The sequence below is a fragment of the Neobacillus sp. 204 genome, from assembly GCF_046562815.1.
Lineage (GTDB): Bacteria > Bacillota > Bacilli > Bacillales > Cytobacillaceae > Neobacillus.
Genome location: NZ_JBJORY010000012.1, coordinates 53,442 through 71,333 on the forward strand (window position 1 = coordinate 53,442; position 17,892 = coordinate 71,333).

Here is a 17,892-nt window from a genome sequence, read left to right on the forward strand (position 1 = left end):
AGTGATTTAAATGACAACTGAATGTGAGTGGTGTAATAGTTCAAATGCGTTGAGAATAACAGACTCTGTGTTTTGGGAATTACCTGATGGGACACGCGCGATTGAAATCACTGACACCCCCACCAATTCCTGCCCTGAATGTAAGATGATTTATCAAAGTGAACCAATTGTTAAAGAGATAGAAAATCAGTTGTATTTAATTGATTGTAAACAGCTTGGAAAAGTGGTCAGTTTTGAAGAATTAATGGCCATTCCAAGATTGCTAAAGAAAAATTATTTTGATTTCTCTTCATAATGGAAGCAGCCTCGTAGGCTGCTTTTACCGTTTTTGGGATTTTCTAAACGCTGGACGCTTACCATCGTATCCGTTATAGTATTTCTTAAGTGAATCTGGATGAGAAAGGCGTTTAGATATGATTAAATCATTTTATCATTTTTTAATGAAATATAGGCATCCGGCTCCAAAGGATGAAATTAGTTTATTTGCGAATCATGCCTATTTAGATCATAGTTTTCCTAAAGTCTCAGAAGACTATGATGAGATCAGTTCTTATCTAGAACTGAACGGTCATTATTTAGAATCCATGTCCATTTTTGATGAAGCATGGCAGCAATATCAGTTAACAGAACGTAAATAATTGGAATTTGGAATCGTCTCATGAATGAGGCGATTTTTTCATTTTATAAATCTCATGCGCTTTTATTCAAACGATGCATATAATATTGTAATCAAAATTCACGACTTATTAATTGAGAGGATGGGAGGAAATGGCAAACAGAAAAAAACCGAAGTATAAGATCGGTGATACGGTCGTGATTACTATTTATGGAACAGTTGGCAAGGTAACAGATATTAACTTCCTAAATTTATTGGTTTTATAATATGACACATTGGGAGGGTATGAAATGGCGTTGGCTGCTATTTATTTACGTTTATCAAGGAACGAGGAACAATTAGATATTGAGGAAATTTTAACAAATCATCGAAATGCTCTTATCAAACTTGCAAAGCAACATACATTGACATATGACATTTATCAAGAAATTTCGAGTGGTGTGAACAAACAAAGACCACAATTGAATTTATTGTTAAGCAGATTAGATGAATATGATTATCTTTTGGTAATGGATATAGACCGGATTTCTCGTGACAATGCCTATGCTGAACAAATAAAATCAGTGTTGATTGCACATGACATCAAAATAATAACCCCACAGGGTGCTATTGATCTGAATCAAGAAAGTAATGAAATGTTATATTCTTTCCAGGCGATGATGGCAAATTTTGAGTATAAGCAAATCAAAAAGCGTTTGGGACGAGGTCGATTGGCAGCAGCAGAACAAGGAAGATGGACAATGAGTAATAAGGTTCCATTGGGATATGAAAAAGACAAAAATCAAAGATTAGTCATTGTTGAGGATGAAGCAAAAATAATAAGGTACATATTCCAAAAGACTATAGAAAGAGTTAGTGTAAACGAAATAGCCAAACAATTAGATATGCTTGGTTGGAGGAGTAGAAGTGGTAAAGTTCTAACGACTTCTCATATCTCATCAGCAAGAAGAAATGTTGTTTATTATGGAGTAGTCCAAGCTTGTAGAAGGGTAAACGGGAGAGTGGTTGATGAAGTTTTTGTTGAAAATGCTCATGAACCAATTATCTCAAAACAACAATGGTTAGTGGTTCAAAAAATACTTGAAGAAAACAAAACAGGAAATTACTTTAATAAAAGTAAAGCAACCCGAAAACTGCAAAACTTAATTTATTGTAATTGCTGTGGAAGAAAAAGATATATCCAAATAGATGGAAACGGAACTGATTTTATCAAATCGTGTTTTTATAAAATAAGCAATAATACATGTAGAGATAGGGGGCATAAGTATCTTCCCGTGGAAGATTACGTAATTAATAAGGTAAAAGAAAAGAAGGAGAATCTTGAAAAGACCATTCAAAAATTGAAATCTCTTGATGCTTCGGATGAAGAAAATAAATTACTTTCTCAAATGGATGCTTTAAAAAAGCAATTTGAAAGATTTGAAAAGAGACGAAAAAATTTAACAATAATGAGAGCAGACGGAGAGATAAGTAAGAGTGATTTTCTTGTAATGAGCGAAGAGAATGAGGAACAAATGAAACAGGTTAATCAACAGCTTGAATTAGTTAATATACAATTAACAAACTTGAAAAATACAGATCGGGAACAACGACGGTTAGAAAAAATTATTGAAATGTTGGATAGGATAGAGACGCTTGATCACGAAAACTGTAATGCTTTCCTTAAAACGTTCATAAAAAAAATCTGGTTCTCAACTAATGCGATTACAAATCATAATACTAAAACAGAGGATCCCGAAGTAACAATTAATATTGAATGGCTCTAAAAGGCATGTAAATTATTTATTTAACTCCGAAATTAAAGGGAGTCTTTTTTTTTATTCATCTTATTTTTGTATTTTTCCGTATCATTATGTAGTTCCTATTATAAAGTAAAGCTACGTTTTTATTAAAGAAAATGTGAAAGCGCTTAATATTTTGGATTTTAGTAAAGAGTTAACCTGAGTAGAGCAGGTGAAGAAAACAAGGGTTCATCTACTTTTTTTTCATTTAATTTTTAGGATTCAGGAGGTGGGGATTTCCCAAATAGCATACTTCAGCATTAAAGAATTCTATTGGATGATTGGGTTCTAAATTAAACCATTTTATAGACTAAGAGGTGTAAAGAAAAATGACAGTACTTGTTAATAGTGATCAAGTCCAAAAGCCAGGTAATAAGCAAAGTGAAACAAAAGATTTATTAAGTTCAACTCAGTTGATCATAAAAGAGGCGGTTCAAAATTTAGGGTATGCCGATGATGTATATGAGCTGCTAAAGGAACCACTTAGAACTATCACGGTACGTATCCCAGTACGAATGGATGACGGGTCAATTAAAATATTTACCGGTTACCGCTCGCAACATAATGATGCAGTAGGTCCGACAAAAGGTGGAGTACGTTTTCATCCTGAAGTCAATGAGGCTGAGGTAAAAGCGTTATCGATTTGGATGAGTCTTAAGTGTGGGATTGCAAATCTCCCTTACGGCGGTGGAAAAGGTGGTATTATTTGTGACCCGAGAAACATGTCGTTTAGGGAACTGGAGAGATTAAGTCGTGGATATGTTCGTGCAATCAGCCAAATTGTCGGCCCGACAAAAGACATTCCGGCACCCGATGTGTATACAAATTCTCAAATCATGGCGTGGATGATGGATGAGTACAGTCGTCTTCGTGAATTTGATTCTCCTGGTTTTATTACGGGTAAGCCGGTTGTTTTAGGGGGATCACAAGGTCGTGAAACAGCAACAGCTCGCGGTGTAACAATTTGTATTGAAGAAGCTGTAAAGAAAAAAAACATTGAATTACAAGGTGCACGAATCGTAATTCAAGGCTTTGGAAATGCAGGAAGCTTTTTGGCCAAATTCATGCATGAAGCCGGAGCAAAGGTGATTGGTATTTCAGATGCATATGGCGCTCTATATGATCCAGAAGGACTTGATATTGATTATTTACTTGAACGACGCGATAGTTACGGTACAATAACAACTTTATTTACTAATGTCATTACGAATCAAGAATTGCTTGAAAAAGAATGTGACATTCTTGTACCAGCTGCCATTTCAAACCAAATTACAGCAGAAAATGCAGGTCGTATTAAAGCAGCGATTGTGGTGGAGGCAGCGAATGGACCAACATCCCTTGAAGCGACAAAAATTTTGGATGAAAGAGGAGTCCTCCTTGTACCTGACATTCTGGCAAGTACAGGTGGTGTCACCGTTTCTTACTTTGAATGGGTTCAAAATAATCAAGGATATTATTGGTCAGAGGATGAGGTTGCTGAAAAACTGAGAAACGTAATGGTCGCTTCCTTTGAAGAAATTTATCAAACATCACAGGCCCGTAATGTTGATATGCGTTTAGCAGCATATATGGTTGGCATAAGAAAACCGGCTGAAGCTTCGCGTTACCGGGGCTGGATATAATGCTAAAAGGTTCATAGAAACAAAGAATGTCGTACATGAAAACTTACTCGATTGATTAAAAGAATATGTGAATAAGCTTAATATTTTGGGTTTTTATTTTTAGGAAGAGGATAACCCTGTAATGATGTAAATATAACGTAAACAGATTGATATGTTTTAGGGAGATGTGTGTATGGAAGTAAAACACTGTAAAGAATCACGAGTGATACGAACTAGTCGTGTATTCCCAAACGATGTAAATAATCACAATACTTTATTTGGTGGTCGGTTAATGAGTGATTTGGATCAAATCGCCTCCATTTCCGCAGCGCGTCATAGTCGGAGGGAATGTGTCACGGCTTCAACAGATTCAGTTGACTTTTTACATCCCATTCGACCAACAGATTCGGTCTGTTTCGAATCCTATGTGACATGGACAGGTACTTCATCAATGGAAGTATTTGTAAAAATTATTGCAGAAGACTTAAAAAGCGGTAAGCGTAAGATGGCAGCGACTGCCCTCATAACATTTGTTGCTCTTGATGAACATGAACGCCCAACGCGTGTTCCACAAGTTATTCCGGAAACAAAAGAAGAGAGAAAATTACACGAAACTGCTCCAGAGCGAGCAAGAATGCGCAAAGAAAGAAAACAAAAAAGTAAAGAACTAGCCGCATTTTTAACTACAAATTAGTTCTTGGATTAGTATAAAAGTTAAAAGCCTGTATCAATTAGGATCAGGCTTTTTTCTTTTTCTAACTATTGCTACTCTCATCAATTTTTTGTAACTTTTAAGTTGTTTTGTATTCTTCTGTATGATTGTGTAGGTCCTATTATAAATTAAAGCTATAGTATTAGAAATTATCTATGAGTCAATGAGAAAAGAGGAACATTAATCTTTTATTGGGGGAATTTTTAATGTGGGTAATCACTCTCTATTCAAACAAAAATACGTCGATGTTCGAATTTGATACAGAAAAAGAGGCAAGGGAAGCTTTCAAGAATATTAAAGGATGTAAGATTCTTTCCGAGATTATTTATTTTAATGATTATTGTTTTGCTTCAGCTACTTTTTAATTACAAAAATAAATTTGAAATCCACTACTTGAATGTTAAAGTAGTGGATTTGTTTTAGATAAATATGCAGGATACTACCAGAAAAAATCTAAAAGTATGTGTTTAAACGTCTTATTATTATATGGCCTTTTCCTTTTCTAAGGTTGAATCAACCTGAGAGAGTTCCCAACATTCAATGTTCTCATGATTCTTAATAGTATCTTTATAAAATACCGGATCTTTACCATCCTTTTTCTGTTTAATGTAATCGTTTAATGCACTAAATGCCACTTTTGATAATAGAAGAATGGCAATTAGGTTTACAATCACCATGAAGCCCATAAATAAATCAGCTAAATCCCATACAAGTTGAATCTTTGCAACTGAACCGAATATAATCATGGCGAATACGCTTATTCGGTAAAGCATCAACCATGCTTTACTTTTATGTAAAAAGCGAATATTTGTTTCCCCATAATAATAGTTACCAATTAACGCACCGAATCCAAATAATAAAATAAAGATGGCAAGACAGCCTGATGCCCACGAACCGATATGTTCACTTAATGCTGCTTGTGTAAGTGCAATACCATTTAGCCCGGGTTGTTTGTAAGCATCAGAAAGTAAAATAATAAATGCTGTGCTTGTACAGATGATCAGTGTATCCGTTAATACGCCAAATGCTTGAATAAGTCCTTGTTTCACAGGATGACTTGTTGTAGCTGTTGCGGCAACGTTTGGCGCACTCCCCATACCAGCTTCATTCGAGAATAAGCCACGTTTAACTCCATTCATGAGCGCAGCGCCGAGTGAACCGCCTGCCACTTGTTCAAAGCCAAAAGCGTTTTTAACAATAAGAGAAAGTATTTCCGGCATTTTTGTTATGTTCGTAGCAATGACAAATAATGCAACACCAATGTATAACATAGCTAAAAGCATAACCTTGTATTCAGCTAGTTTTGCAATACTCTTCAAACCGCCAAAGATAATCGCAGCGAAAGCAATTGCCATGATAATCCCTACAGTTAAACGATTTGTACCAAATGCGTTCTCAAAAGCAATTGTAACGGTATTTGATTGTACAGAATTGAATACAAGACCGAAAGAAAGCGTAATTAAAATGGAGAATAATACTCCCATCCAACGTTTGTTTAATCCTTTTTCCATATAATAGGATGGGCCGCCGCGGAAACCGTCTTTATCTTTTACTTTATATACTTGTGCTAACGTACTTTCAATAAAGCTGGATGCTGAGCTAATAATAGAAATAATCCACATCCAAAATACAGCTCCAGGACCGCCTACTGCAATCGCAATCGCAATTCCTGTGATATTACCTGTTCCAACGCGTGCAGCCATACCAACACAGAACGCTTGAAATGGGGAAATGCTGTCTTTAGAACCAGTTCTCCCCTCCATTAAAACACGGACCATTTCCTTCAACATTCGAAATTGTACAAATTTCGATTTAAATGTAAAATAAAGACCGAATAAAACTAGCATAAAAATTAATAACTTTGACCAAAGAAAATCATTTGATAATCTAATAATATCATGAAGTAATTGTTGCATGTTTATCACTCCTGTAAAAGTTTAGTAGTTTGATATCAAAATATAAAGATTTAGCGATTTATTGTCTTCCTTTATTATTTTCACCAGAGATTATGCTTTTTAGAAAATACTTAGATCCCATTCTTGTGCTATATGCTTCAATAACATAACACCTGTTAGGCTATTCCCATATTCATCAATAGCTGGTCCATATATACCAATACCACATCCAACTTGAAAAGGTAGTTCGCTTCTGACGTTTGGAGGAACTAATGCCATAATGCCCCCAGATACACCACTTTTGGCTGGCAAACCGACAAATGCTGCAAATTTACCCGAAGCATTGTACATTCCACAAGTAAGCATCAAGGCTTTGGCTAATTTAGCTACTTTTTTAGGCAGAACTTGTTCTTGACGAATAGGATGATATCCATCATGTGCAAGAATCAGTCCAATCAAGGCTATGTCTTCTGTATTTACTTCTATCGAACATTGTTTCATGTAAACCTCTAAAGCTACCTCTACATCCGATTCTAAATAATTCGTTTCCTTTAAATAATAAGCCAAAGCTCTATTTCGGTGAGATGTTTTCCACTCAGATTGATACACTTCCTTATTAATAGCCGGGCGTTTTCCTATCAATTTTTCAATTAATGTATAAAGGACTTCTAATTTTTTGTCTGAAGTTTCTCCTGGGAGGAGTGAAGCTATGGTAATCGCTCCAGCATTAATCATTGGGTTAAACGGCTTTCCCGTCTTATGCATTTCTAAACGAATAATTGAATTAAAGGCATCCCCAGTTGGTTCTACATCAACTCTCTCTAACACATAAGAAATACCAAAGCTCAAGCATGCGGCTATAAAGCTGAGCACTTTTGATATACTTTGCAAGGTGAAAAATTCTTCATAATCCCCTGACTTTATCGTTGTTCCATCCGGTCTTATGATGCAAATACCTAAATGCGATAAGTTTTTCTTTCTTAAAGCAGGAATATAATTCGCGGTTTGCCCTTTAGTAGCATAGGATCTATAATGTGCAACCCATTCATCTAAGCAAGCATTCCTTTGACTATAACGCTTAACGTTTTGGTCTTTGATCACCCATTCAACCATATTATTCCACCTCTCTTATTTTTTGAATTAAAACTTCCTACCTTTAATACTTTCTACTGAAAAAATAATAATAGACTGGTATAAAAACATAAAAATTAAATAACGTTAAGCGCTTTCAGAAAATTCCTACAAAAACCTAGCTTTAATTTATAACTGGAACTATATAATCTGACTGAAAACTACAAAAAAACTAAAAAATATATTTCAAACGTGGGATTAGCCCAATTAGAATGTTCGAGTTTAATAGATTATTTATAATAAATAATTTAAGCGTTGTATTGAGGTCGATGAGACTGTATACTGAGTTCAAATTAAACTAGGAGGTGATCTCCTTGAACCTAAGTACTTTAGTAAAAAAAGACGTCTATATTCTTGTTCTAATGGTGTTAACTGTTCCACTAGCAGGTGAAATAAAGTTTTATCCTTTAAATGAAACATTTCGAGTAAGCTTAGGTGCCCCGGCATTTTTCTTTTTCTTGTTAATGCTGCAGAAAACACCTGCAGTTATACCGGGTTTTTTAACAGGAACAGCTGTTGTTAATTTTCGGATTCTTTTAGACCTTATTGAGCAGGAGAATTTTGACTGGACAACCTCCTTCCAAGCCCAGTATCCAAGTTTTTTCTTTTATTTCACTTATTCTTTCCTCTTTTTTTTAGTGAAAACCAACCGCTTTCAAAATAAACCCTTGATGATCGGATTTATTGGCCTCTTAATCGAAAGTTTGTCCGACATTGTAGAACTAATTATTCAATATTTCGTATTAGAAACAACGATTACCTTCGCAAAACTAACTGTGATGATCATGATCGCATTCACCCACAGTTTTATTGTTCTAAGCTTTTTCAATATGATGAAGCTGTATGAAGTACAGACGAGGGAAAGACAAATTAGAAAACAAAATGAACACATGTTAATGCTTATTTCCAATTTATATGAGGAAAAGATTTATTTAAAAAAAACATTAAAAAATGTAGAGAATATTACAAAGGATTCTTATCATTTATATCGCAATTTAAAAGAACAGGAAAAACAACATAATGTATTTAAACACCAGTTTAGTCAAAAATTATTACGTATTGCTGGTGAAATTCATGAAGTTAAAAAAGATAATCAACGAATTTTTGCAGGACTCTCAAAATTAATTACTAATGAAAGTTTTCAAGACTATATGAAAGCTGCAGAATTAATTCAATTAATTATACGAATAAATGAAAAATATGCCGACTCACTAGGAAAAGAGATTAAATTTTTATATTCAGTAGAAGGGAACCATCCAAATTATCATGTTTATACCGTGTTATCACTCATCAATAATTTAGTAGCGAATGCAGTGGAAGCAATTATAGAAAAGGGAAGCGTTAGTTTAAATTTGCGTGAACTTAGCGATACTGTTGAATTTCAAGTTGCTGATACTGGACCTGGCATCCCTGGAAAATATGAGGATGCTATCTTTCAGCCTGGATTTACCTCGAAATATGATCATTTCGGAACGCCTTCAACAGGGATTGGACTTTCATATGTTAAAGAAGTAGTGAAAGACCTTGGAGGAGAGATCCTATTTCAGAATAAACATAACAACGGCGTTGTTTTTTCAATCAAGTTACCAATTATTAATTTGATACAGAAAGGGTAAGGGTGGTTCCATGCGTTTTTTTATAACTGATGATGATAGTGCTATACGTTCAATCTTAAGCCAAATAATAGAAGACGAAGATCTAGGAGAAGTGGTGGAGGAAGCGGAAGATGGGTGCCTATTAGAAGGACATATTTTGAATTTAAAACAAATTGATATTTTATTTATTGATTTATTAATGCCAATCCGCGATGGTATTGAAACAATTCGTCATATAAAAGGTGAGTTTTCTGGAAAAGTTATCATGATTTCACAAGTTGAATCAAAAGAACTAATTGGTGAAGCGTACTCTCTCGGGATCGATTATTATATTAGCAAACCAATTAATCGTATTGAAGTATTAACAGTTATTCGAAAAGTAATGGAACGGATTAATTTAGAAAGATCGATTAATGATATCCAAACCTCTTTAAATAGTTTATTAAATTTTAATCAGCCAAAATCTGACAAATCAAATATTTTAAATGAAAAAAGAATTCTAGAGGTCGGGGAATTTCTTTTGGCTGAATTAGGGATTGTAGGAGAAAATGGGCATAAAGATTTAATAGAAATTCTTCAATATTTATTTAAGTATGAACTTACTCATACTTTTGAACAACATTTTCCAACCCTTAAAGATATATTTGTACAAATATCGAAAAAAAAACTTGGACTATCAGCTACACAAGTTGATATCAATCGAGAGATAAAAGCTTCCGAACAACGCATTCGCAGGGCGATTACCCATTCGTTAAACCATTTTGCGTCTCTAGGTTTAACAGATTTTTCAAATCCTAAGTTTGAAAATTATGCTTCAAAATTTTTTGATTTTACCGTCGTCCACCAAAGGATCAAGGAATTGCAAAAAAATACAACAATACATGCAACTCAAACTCGAGTAAATACAAAAAAATTCATTCAAGTATTTTTTTATGAAGTGAAACGCTTGAATTCAGAGGAAATATTTAAGTATAGGTAGTTATTACATTATTTATATCCCAATTCAAGAGGAAATTTTTCGCATAAGACAAGATACCAGATAAGAAACACTTGCATATTTTACTACGAGGTGAATTCATCGTGAAAGTAAAATATGGTGAAAAAGGAACTTTTGATCCGGTGAAGGCAGCCAAGGGACTAATCGAATTGTATAATAAAATTAACAATCCAAATGTTCAAGATACAAAAGCAGAAGATAAAGCAAAAGATAAAAAAAATTAAACTCGTGTGCCATTATGGTATACGGGTTTAATTTTTTTATTACACAAGAGGTGATAATCCCTTAATAGTAAAACATTAATTATCCAATAAAATTAGAAAACTAACAGATGTAAAGTGGCTAGACGGGAAGTATGTATATGAAGTAAATAAAAGTGACGGATTATTCATTGAATCCGCCTTACAATTACTCTCAGAATTTGATGGCGTCGTAATGGAGAAAGAACAAATTGACATCGAATATAGTTTTTTCTTTGGTGATCTAGTTCAAGTAAGTGGATATGGCGCAGACTTGTTTAAAGTCGTAGGCTTCCGGACAGAAATTTGGCGCTATAAGGAAGATGCCTGGGAAGATGTCATTTACGAGCTATCAAGGGTTAGTGATGGTGAATGGCTTGAAGCAGGTGAAGAAGAATTGACACTGGTAGCCGATGCTGAAAATGCTGACACATTTATTCAAAAACTAGGGCTCCTATACTTAGTAAATAAGCAAGAAAAGGTAGTCGAAAATCCAAAAGTCCAAAACATGATTAGAAAAGCAGAATTTGAAGAAATTGAAAGAAAAAAAGAAAAAAAGGAACTAATCGATAATTTATTGGACATATTTAATGACTACCGGATTTTATATGAAATGTTTCAGGATCAGGAATATTATCAAGTCATGCGAGTGATTATCCGGAAATTAGAAAGTCTGGTCAGTAACGATGGCAAAAGCCATGTCTAATTACCATTTTGATATTTCAAATAGTAAATAGATAACAAATGGGATACCTGCCCATTTAATGAGAAAAAACATTGCATCTAAAAACTTCTCTAATATTTGGAGGGTGAGACCATCCTCCCGATTAACATCATCTATCCATGCCTCTAATTTTAATTGTAAATTTGACATCGAATCACCCCTTGGAAAGTTTCTTTCATTCATCTTATGCTTGTCCAATCAAAATAAGACATCAATTCTTGTTTAAAATTTCCAAGGCTAATATAAATGGTCACCATTATTGATATTCCGTTAGCTCTTCAAAGTAAATAGCATGAAAAAGCCATGTACATCATACATTCTCTAAAAAGGGGGCGATGCTATGAGAGAAATTGAAGTATTTATTGATACCGAGGAGATTGCCGAATTTTTCTTTCATGAGCTTGTGAAAAGGGGATACGTTCCTAGTGAAGAAGAATTGGAAGAAATTGCTGACATAACCTTCGAATATTTAATTGAGAAGAGTATTATCGATGAAGAAGAAGAGGATGAATAAAAAGTTAATTAGTCAAGAAGAGGAAAATATGTCTTTTCCTTTATCATAGATTAATACGAAAGACGAGCATTCAGTGCTCGCTTTTTGTTGTGTCTATATATATCTGTGAATTATATTTAAATAAAATTCACGATTGATGAAACCTTTACTTTTTGGATACGTATTATTATGTATTAAGCAGAGGAGGGAAATGAATTGTTAAAAAAAATCCTTAAAATGATTTTCGGAAGCAAATCATCTCACAAATATAGTTCCTCAAGTGATGCCTGGAAGAAAAAGAATCATTATAAACACAACAACCTAGGACATCATTATTATAAAAAGAAATATAAAAGTAGTAGTTTTTTTAGCAGTTAGTAGGGTTTTAAGTGATGATTAAAAAAATCGCTTTACTCTTTTCAAATTTATTTGAAAAACCCTTTTCCAAAGAGGAACTGATCGCTCGGCGTTATCAGGTGATAACCCATCTCGGAGCAGGTGGTTATGGTCATAGTTATTTAGTGTATGATTTAGAATGCAAACAGAAAATGGTTTTAAAAGCCTTGCGTCTCCATAAAAGATTGACACAATCGGGACGAAGAAACTTTGAATTAGAAAAAGAACTGTTAGAATCGATTGATCATCCAGGGTTTCCAAGGTATTTTGCGGGAGGGACCTATAAAAACATTCCCTTTTACACGATGGAATTTATCGAGGGAATGAATTTCGAACAGCTCATTTTTTCTGAAGGTAGGAAAATCTCAGAAAAAAAGGCTTTCCAAATTGTCAATGCATTACTTACACCATTAGAATATTTGCACAACCATAAAATAATCCATAGAGACATTCGTATTCCCAATGTCATTACCGATGGCTCAAACATTAGGCTAATTGATTTAGGATTGGGAAGACATTTTCATCAGGAAATTGAAGTTTTGTCAACGAGGGAAAGTCAATTGCGTAAAGAGATTACCTACCAGGCGGATTTTTATGGACTTGGACATTTCCTATTGTTTTTGTTGTATTCTAATTTTACATTTTCAAACGATACCCATGAAAAAAGCTGGGAAGATGAACTCAACATTTCGAACCCTGCTAAACACATAATCAGAAGGCTCTTGCAGATCGAACCAGCATATGAAAACTGTGCCCAAATAAGAGCTGAAATAATCAATTCATACTTAATCTAGGAGGAGAAACCATGTCTTTTTTTAACAAAGTATTTGCCAGTGTAGGAATAGGGTCTGCAGCTGTGGACACAAAACTAGAAAAGGATACGTATATGCCGGGTGAGACAGTTAACGGTGTAGTTGAAATTAAAGGAGGCAAGGTGGAGCAGCAGGTGGATGAGATTTACCTAACCCTGAATACCACCTACTTAAGAGAGTCAGATGACAAAAAGTATACCGTCACAGCTGCGATCGAACGGTTCCGATTAACAACTCCTTTTGTCATTCGTGCGAATGAGAATAAAGACATTCCCTTTTCCTTTCAGCTTCCATTTGATACACCTCTTTCGATTGGAAGATCGAAAGTTTGGGTAACAACGGGCCTTGATATTAAAGGCGGTGTCGATCCAAGTGATAAGGATTATCTTAAAGTGGTTCCCAATCCGTTAATGTCTGCTGTGTTTTCTGCCATTGATCAATTAGGCTTTAGAATACGGGAGGCCGATTGTGAAGAAGCACCGCGCCGATTACGAGGAAGATTACCATTTGTTCAAGAATTTGAATTTGTTCCAACGTCAGGATTATTTCGGGGCAAATTAGATGAATTAGAAGTTGTTTTCTTTCCCTCAGGGAATGGTAACCTTGATATTATGTTCCAGGTAGATCGACGGGCAAGAGGGTTATCAGGCTTGTTCTCAGAGGCTATCGGGGCAGATGAGACCAATGTACGCTTGTCAGTTACAAATGCAGATATCCCTTATTTACAACAAAAAATTCAAAATGTTATTCAACGATATTCATAAAATCCTGGAAAATAGGGCCCAATCGGTCCTATTTATTTTTATCCCATCAACTTGATTCGCTATTTTCTCGCAAGGAACAACCTGTCTGGATAAAAAAAGTGCGATTCGACAAAAAAAGAGTGCTTTCTATGGAGGAATTGACAAAGGGTATCGCTAATTATTAGAATAAGCATAAAATTCTAATAATTGGAGGTTCATGATGATCAATGTATTAACTAAGAGAGCTAATCTGCAATATGATGTAACGATCTTTCAAACTCCAAAGTACCGAGAACATAAAGGCCATAAAGAGGTTTATCGAACATCAATTCCTGCATCAAGTCGTAAACAATGCTTAGAGGAAACCTTCAGCCGCTTTAATGTGACTGATAGAATCCCTGCAAATTATCAAGGAAGATTTCTTTCAACAGGGGATATTGTTTTAATTGATGAAGGCCGCCGCGGCCAGCATTATTATCAATTAAAACCTGGTGGATGGTTTCCTATCAACAGAATCGTTCTCTTTTAACTCTAAAAAACCTAAGGACAATTCCTTAGGTTTATTTTACGCCGCGCAAAGGAAGCGAGTTTTTTTAGTTCAGTTCTTCCGTCCGCCTCTTGCATTGTGCTCTTTTGCATGTGCTTCATGCTCAGCTACGATGGCCTCAGCAGGGATATGATTATTTTTCTTTGGTGAATTAATGCGGCTTCGATGTTTTTTACCCATGATGATCTCCCTCCAATCTAAAAATAGCTTCCCACAAATTAAAAAATTCATGTCTAGTTCGTTGCAGAGTTTCTCATTGGAAAATGTTTATGATATATTGTCAATGATACAGTTTTAATAAATGAATACTGTGCGAAGTTCTTGATTGGAGGATTTTAAATGAGTGTACATATAGGTGCGAAGGAAAACGAAATAGCAGAGACGGTATTATTACCAGGTGACCCGCTTCGAGCGAAATATATTGCAGAAACATTTTTAGAAGATGCTAAATGCTACAACGAAGTCCGAAATATGTTTGGTTATACAGGAACTTATAAAGGAAAACGAATATCTGTACAAGGAACTGGAATGGGCGTTCCCTCGATCTCTATTTATATAAATGAACTGATGCAAAGCTATAATGTCCAGAATCTAATTCGGGTGGGGACATGTGGAGCTATTCAAAAAGATGTAAAAGTTCGTGATGTCATTTTAGCAATGACTAGCTCTACAGATTCTAATATGAATCGACTTACCTTTGGTCATGTGGATTTTGCCCCTACTGCCAACTTTGATTTACTTCGGAAGGCATATGATGCAGGACTAGCAAAAGGTCTTAACTTAAAAGTAGGAAATATTTTTACAGCAGATTCGTTTTATAATGATAACGCAGAATTGGAAAAATGGGCTAAGTACCAAATTCTCGCAATTGAAATGGAGACTACCGCACTTTATACTTTAGCGGCTAAATTTGATCGTAAAGCACTCTCCGTTCTAACCGTTAGTGACCACATTTTAACAGGCGAAGAAACCACAGCAGAAGAAAGACAATTAACGTTTAATGATATGATTGAAGTAGCATTAGAAGCTGCTATAAAGGAATAATCAACAAAAGCCTTTTCCATTAGGATAAGGCTTTTAATTTTCTCTCAAAAAACAGGAACTCCTCAACGGAATGGAGAATAAATAAAAATCAAACTTTTCTGTGACAAAAGTCATCGAAGCCCGACTATATAAGGCTTAAATTGAATAGAGCAGATTTTGTTTTTATTCGTTTGACCAACATCGCGGTTATATTATAAATAATAAGAAGGTGATCAAAATGAAAGAGCAGCTCAAGTTAGATATTACTGGAATGACATGTGCTGCCTGTTCAACACGAATTGAAAAAGTTTTAAATAAAATGGACAGTGTTGAAGCAAATGTTAATTTGGCAATGGAAAGTGCAGCTATTTCTTTCGATAAGGAACAGGTTTCAAGTAATGATATTATCACTAAAATAGAAAAGCTAGGATATGGAGTACGATTTGATGAAGCGGAACAAAAAAAACAATATAAAGAAGAGGAATTGAAACAGAAAAAACATAAGTTTCTTCTCTCGGTGATTTTGTCGATTCCACTTTTATATACCATGCTTGCACATATTCCTATTGATTTAGGTTTGCCCATGCCACATCTATTGATGAATCCATGGTTTCAGTTCCTCTTGGCAACCCCTGTACAATTTTATATAGGCGGACAGTTTTATGTTGGTGCCTTCAAGGCATTGAAAAATAAGAGTGCTAATATGGATGTCCTAGTGTCCTTAGGAACTTCAGCGGCCTATTTTTATAGCCTTGCTGAAGGAGTAAAATCAATCGGGAACCCTGCCTATATGCCGCATCTATATTTTGAAACAAGTGCGGTGCTGATTACGTTAATTCTTTTGGGGAAATTATTTGAAACGATGGCAAAAGGGAAAACAACTATTGCCATTTCAAAGTTGCTAAGTCTCCAAGCGAAAGAAGCGACCGTAATTAGAGATGGGAAAGAATTTCAAATTCCATTTGAAGAAGTGAAGGTTTCTGACCTTGTATTGGTGAAACCTGGGGAAAAAATTCCGGTTGATGGTGTTGTAACCTTAGGGCAATCTTCTGTGGATGAATCCATGATTACCGGTGAATCCATACCGGTTGAGAAATCGTTAGGGGATCAGGTCATTGGTTCAACAATGAATAAAAATGGAACTTTAACGATTAAAGCAGTGAAAGTTGGTAAAGACACAGCCCTAGCCGGAATCATTAAGATTGTCGAAGAAGCGCAAGGCAGCAAGGCTCCAATTCAACGTGTCGCTGATACCATTTCTGGATACTTTGTCCCCGTTGTCGTTGTCATCTCGCTCATTACATTTTTGATCTGGTATTTCTTTGTCCATCCTGGTGAGTTTTCAGATGCACTAGAAACAGCAATAGCTGTTTTAGTGATTGCCTGTCCTTGTGCGCTCGGCCTGGCAACTCCGACTTCGATTATGGTCGGGACAGGGAAAGGAGCTGAAATAGGCATCTTATTTAAAGGCGGAGAACATTTAGAAACTGCTCATAAGATTAATGCGATCATCCTCGATAAAACAGGGACGATTACCAAAGGACAACCAATGGTCACCGATTTTATTGCCTATGAGGAAGAGAAAAAAGTACTCCAATATCTTGTATCCGCTGAGAAGTCTTCAGAACATCCCCTAGCGGAAGCGATTGTAAAATATGGGGTTGAAAAAAGATCAAGTACACTTCCGGTTAAACGATTTAAAGCAGTACCTGGCTATGGAATTGAAGCAAAAATTGGTAAGGATGAAATATTCGTAGGAACCCGCAAACTGATGAATCTAAAAAATATTTCCAGCTTATCGGGAGAACAAGACTTGGCCCGTTTGGAAAACGAAGGAAAAACGGCTATGTTTATTGCTATTAATTCTAATATAATGGGTGTGGTTGCTGTGGCTGATACGGTGAAAGAAACCGCAAAATTAGCCGTACAGCAATTGCACCAACTAGGTATTGATGTGTTTATGTTGACTGGTGATAATGAACGGACCGCTAAGGCGATTGCTATTCAAGTTGGTATAACAAATATCATTGCAGAAGTCCTGCCAGAGGAAAAGGCCAATCATGTGAAACAATTACAACACAAAGGACTTAAAGTGGCCATGGTGGGAGATGGAATTAATGATGCCCCCGCACTTGCCGTTGCTGATATCGGAATTGCCATCGGTACAGGGACAGATGTGGCCATTGAAGCTGCCGATATAACCATTCTTGGCGGAGAATTAACCTTGATTCCAAAAGCGATAACTTTAAGTAAAAAAACAATGCAAAATATTCGTCAAAACCTTTTCTGGGCGCTTGTCTATAATTCAGGAGGAATTCCAATTGCTGCACTAGGTTTGTTAGCCCCATGGGTAGCTGGAGCAGCCATGGCATTTAGCTCAGTATCTGTAGTGTCTAATTCCCTTCGTTTGAAGCGAGTTAATATATAAAAAAATAGGCTATATTAAAGCTTATTGTTGATTTTGGCACCCTGTTGATTGGAGCGGAAGGCGCGAAGACTCCTGCGGGAGGCTCCCCGGACCGCCCGCGGAAAGCGAAGCGCCTGGAGTGGAAATCAACAGGCAAGTTTAACTAGCAAAAAAAAAAAG

At 35.6% G+C, this 17,892-nt stretch carries 19 protein-coding genes and 1 pseudogene; 16 read left to right on the forward strand and 4 right to left on the reverse strand.

What is annotated here, in order from left to right:
* The first annotated feature begins 10 nt into the window (after nt 1–10).
* The 6 genes from ACJ004_RS22200 (at nt 11) to ACJ004_RS22225 (ending at nt 5,075) form a co-directional block, all read left to right on the forward strand.
* Nucleotides 11–295: a YokU family protein gene (locus ACJ004_RS22200; RefSeq protein WP_410895318.1), complete on the forward strand. Its 285-nt coding sequence runs from the start codon at nt 11–13 to the stop codon at nt 293–295.
* A 121-nt stretch (nt 296–416) separates the two neighbouring features.
* Nucleotides 417–638, forward strand: coding sequence for a YozE family protein (locus ACJ004_RS22205; RefSeq protein WP_410895446.1), 222 nt, complete (start codon nt 417–419; stop codon nt 636–638).
* Between the two features lie 268 nt (nt 639–906).
* Nucleotides 907–2,382 (forward strand): recombinase family protein, encoded by a 1,476-nt coding sequence (locus ACJ004_RS22210; protein WP_410895319.1) that lies wholly within the window; start codon nt 907–909, stop codon nt 2,380–2,382.
* A 344-nt stretch (nt 2,383–2,726) separates the two neighbouring features.
* Nucleotides 2,727–4,019: a Glu/Leu/Phe/Val family dehydrogenase gene (locus tag ACJ004_RS22215; RefSeq protein WP_410895320.1), complete on the forward strand. Its 1,293-nt coding sequence runs from the start codon at nt 2,727–2,729 to the stop codon at nt 4,017–4,019.
* 172 nt (nt 4,020–4,191) lie between these two features.
* A complete protein-coding gene (locus tag ACJ004_RS22220) occupies nt 4,192–4,692 on the forward strand; it encodes an acyl-CoA thioesterase (protein ID WP_410895321.1) in 501 nt (166 codons plus the stop codon).
* Nucleotides 4,693–4,916: 224 nt separating this feature from the next.
* On the forward strand, nt 4,917–5,075 hold the full coding sequence (locus tag ACJ004_RS22225) for a hypothetical protein (RefSeq protein WP_410895322.1): 159 nt from the start codon (nt 4,917–4,919) through the stop codon (nt 5,073–5,075).
* A 117-nt stretch (nt 5,076–5,192) separates the two neighbouring features.
* Here the strand turns inward: ACJ004_RS22225 and ACJ004_RS22230 are convergent, their stop codons facing one another.
* Both ACJ004_RS22230 and ACJ004_RS22235 read right to left on the reverse strand, forming a co-directional pair.
* On the reverse strand, nt 5,193–6,626 hold the full coding sequence (locus ACJ004_RS22230; RefSeq protein ID WP_410895323.1) for an alanine/glycine:cation symporter family protein: 1,434 nt from the start codon (nt 6,624–6,626) through the stop codon (nt 5,193–5,195).
* 99 nt (nt 6,627–6,725) lie between these two features.
* Nucleotides 6,726–7,718, reverse strand: coding sequence for a glutaminase (locus tag ACJ004_RS22235; RefSeq protein ID WP_410895324.1), 993 nt, complete (start codon nt 7,716–7,718; stop codon nt 6,726–6,728).
* A 323-nt stretch (nt 7,719–8,041) separates the two neighbouring features.
* Between ACJ004_RS22235 and ACJ004_RS22240 the strand changes: the two genes are divergently transcribed.
* The 4 genes and pseudogenes from ACJ004_RS22240 to ACJ004_RS22255 all read left to right on the forward strand — a co-directional run.
* Entirely contained in the window at nt 8,042–9,352 is a 1,311-nt protein-coding gene (locus ACJ004_RS22240) for an ATP-binding protein (protein WP_410895325.1), read from the forward strand.
* Between the two features lie 10 nt (nt 9,353–9,362).
* A complete protein-coding gene (locus tag ACJ004_RS22245) occupies nt 9,363–10,310 on the forward strand; it encodes a response regulator (protein ID WP_410895326.1) in 948 nt (315 codons plus the stop codon).
* Nucleotides 10,311–10,411: 101 nt separating this feature from the next.
* Entirely contained in the window at nt 10,412–10,552 is a 141-nt protein-coding gene (locus tag ACJ004_RS22250; RefSeq protein ID WP_410895327.1) for a hypothetical protein, read from the forward strand.
* A gap of 91 nt (nt 10,553–10,643) precedes the next feature.
* Nucleotides 10,644–11,273, forward strand: a pseudogene (locus ACJ004_RS22255) (hypothetical protein); the annotation flags it as partial.
* Here the strand turns inward: ACJ004_RS22255 and ACJ004_RS22260 are convergent.
* On the reverse strand, nt 11,274–11,441 hold the full coding sequence (locus ACJ004_RS22260) for a hypothetical protein (protein ID WP_410895328.1): 168 nt from the start codon (nt 11,439–11,441) through the stop codon (nt 11,274–11,276). It lies immediately after the preceding pseudogene.
* A gap of 190 nt (nt 11,442–11,631) precedes the next feature.
* Between ACJ004_RS22260 and ACJ004_RS22265 the strand changes: the two genes are divergently transcribed.
* The 4 genes from ACJ004_RS22265 to ACJ004_RS22280 all read left to right on the forward strand — a co-directional run bounded on the left by ACJ004_RS22265 (nt 11,632) and on the right by ACJ004_RS22280 (nt 14,264).
* A complete protein-coding gene (locus tag ACJ004_RS22265; protein WP_066256754.1) occupies nt 11,632–11,805 on the forward strand; it encodes a YozD family protein in 174 nt (57 codons plus the stop codon).
* Nucleotides 11,806–12,176: 371 nt separating this feature from the next.
* Nucleotides 12,177–12,974, forward strand: a complete 798-nt coding sequence (locus tag ACJ004_RS22270; RefSeq protein WP_410895329.1) for a serine/threonine protein kinase — start codon at nt 12,177–12,179, stop codon at nt 12,972–12,974.
* 11 nt (nt 12,975–12,985) lie between these two features.
* Complete coding sequence (locus ACJ004_RS22275) at nt 12,986–13,756, forward strand: sporulation protein (RefSeq protein WP_410895330.1); 771 nt, start codon at nt 12,986–12,988, stop codon at nt 13,754–13,756.
* A 196-nt stretch (nt 13,757–13,952) separates the two neighbouring features.
* Complete coding sequence (locus ACJ004_RS22280; RefSeq protein WP_410895331.1) at nt 13,953–14,264, forward strand: YodL domain-containing protein; 312 nt, start codon at nt 13,953–13,955, stop codon at nt 14,262–14,264.
* 69 nt (nt 14,265–14,333) lie between these two features.
* Here ACJ004_RS22280 and ACJ004_RS22285 read toward each other — a convergent pair whose 3' ends face one another.
* Nucleotides 14,334–14,462 (reverse strand): hypothetical protein, encoded by a 129-nt coding sequence (locus ACJ004_RS22285; RefSeq protein WP_410895332.1) that lies wholly within the window; start codon nt 14,460–14,462, stop codon nt 14,334–14,336.
* Between the two features lie 159 nt (nt 14,463–14,621).
* Between ACJ004_RS22285 and deoD the strand changes: the two genes are divergently transcribed.
* Together deoD and ACJ004_RS22295 are read left to right on the forward strand one after the other, a co-directional pair.
* Nucleotides 14,622–15,326 carry a purine-nucleoside phosphorylase gene (gene deoD, locus ACJ004_RS22290; protein ID WP_410895333.1) on the forward strand — a complete coding sequence of 235 codons (705 nt, stop codon included), beginning with the start codon at nt 14,622–14,624 and terminating at the stop codon, nt 15,324–15,326.
* Between the two features lie 217 nt (nt 15,327–15,543).
* Nucleotides 15,544–17,733, forward strand: coding sequence for a heavy metal translocating P-type ATPase (locus ACJ004_RS22295; protein ID WP_410895334.1), 2,190 nt, complete (start codon nt 15,544–15,546; stop codon nt 17,731–17,733).
* Nucleotides 17,734–17,892 lie beyond the last annotated feature (159 nt).

Coding starts and splice junctions, on each gene's coding strand:
- ACJ004_RS22295 (WP_410895334.1), top strand. CDS start 15,544: ATGAAAGAGCAGCTCAAGTTAGATATTACTGGAATGACATGTGCTGCC.
- ACJ004_RS22275 (WP_410895330.1), top strand. CDS start 12,986: ATGTCTTTTTTTAACAAAGTATTTGCCAGTGTAGGAATAGGGTCTGCA.
- ACJ004_RS22225 (WP_410895322.1), top strand. CDS start 4,917: ATGTGGGTAATCACTCTCTATTCAAACAAAAATACGTCGATGTTCGAA.
- ACJ004_RS22285 (WP_410895332.1), bottom strand. CDS start 14,462: ATGGGTAAAAAACATCGAAGCCGCATTAATTCACCAAAGAAAAATAAT.
- ACJ004_RS22260 (WP_410895328.1), bottom strand. CDS start 11,441: ATGTCAAATTTACAATTAAAATTAGAGGCATGGATAGATGATGTTAAT.
- ACJ004_RS22245 (WP_410895326.1), top strand. CDS start 9,363: ATGCGTTTTTTTATAACTGATGATGATAGTGCTATACGTTCAATCTTA.
- ACJ004_RS22210 (WP_410895319.1), top strand. CDS start 907: ATGGCGTTGGCTGCTATTTATTTACGTTTATCAAGGAACGAGGAACAA.
- ACJ004_RS22230 (WP_410895323.1), bottom strand. CDS start 6,626: ATGCAACAATTACTTCATGATATTATTAGATTATCAAATGATTTTCTT.
- ACJ004_RS22280 (WP_410895331.1), top strand. CDS start 13,953: ATGATGATCAATGTATTAACTAAGAGAGCTAATCTGCAATATGATGTA.
- ACJ004_RS22270 (WP_410895329.1), top strand. CDS start 12,177: ATGATTAAAAAAATCGCTTTACTCTTTTCAAATTTATTTGAAAAACCC.
- ACJ004_RS22235 (WP_410895324.1), bottom strand. CDS start 7,718: ATGGTTGAATGGGTGATCAAAGACCAAAACGTTAAGCGTTATAGTCAA.
- ACJ004_RS22215 (WP_410895320.1), top strand. CDS start 2,727: ATGACAGTACTTGTTAATAGTGATCAAGTCCAAAAGCCAGGTAATAAG.
- ACJ004_RS22200 (WP_410895318.1), top strand. CDS start 11: ATGACAACTGAATGTGAGTGGTGTAATAGTTCAAATGCGTTGAGAATA.
- ACJ004_RS22265 (WP_066256754.1), top strand. CDS start 11,632: ATGAGAGAAATTGAAGTATTTATTGATACCGAGGAGATTGCCGAATTT.
- ACJ004_RS22220 (WP_410895321.1), top strand. CDS start 4,192: ATGGAAGTAAAACACTGTAAAGAATCACGAGTGATACGAACTAGTCGT.
- deoD (WP_410895333.1), top strand. CDS start 14,622: ATGAGTGTACATATAGGTGCGAAGGAAAACGAAATAGCAGAGACGGTA.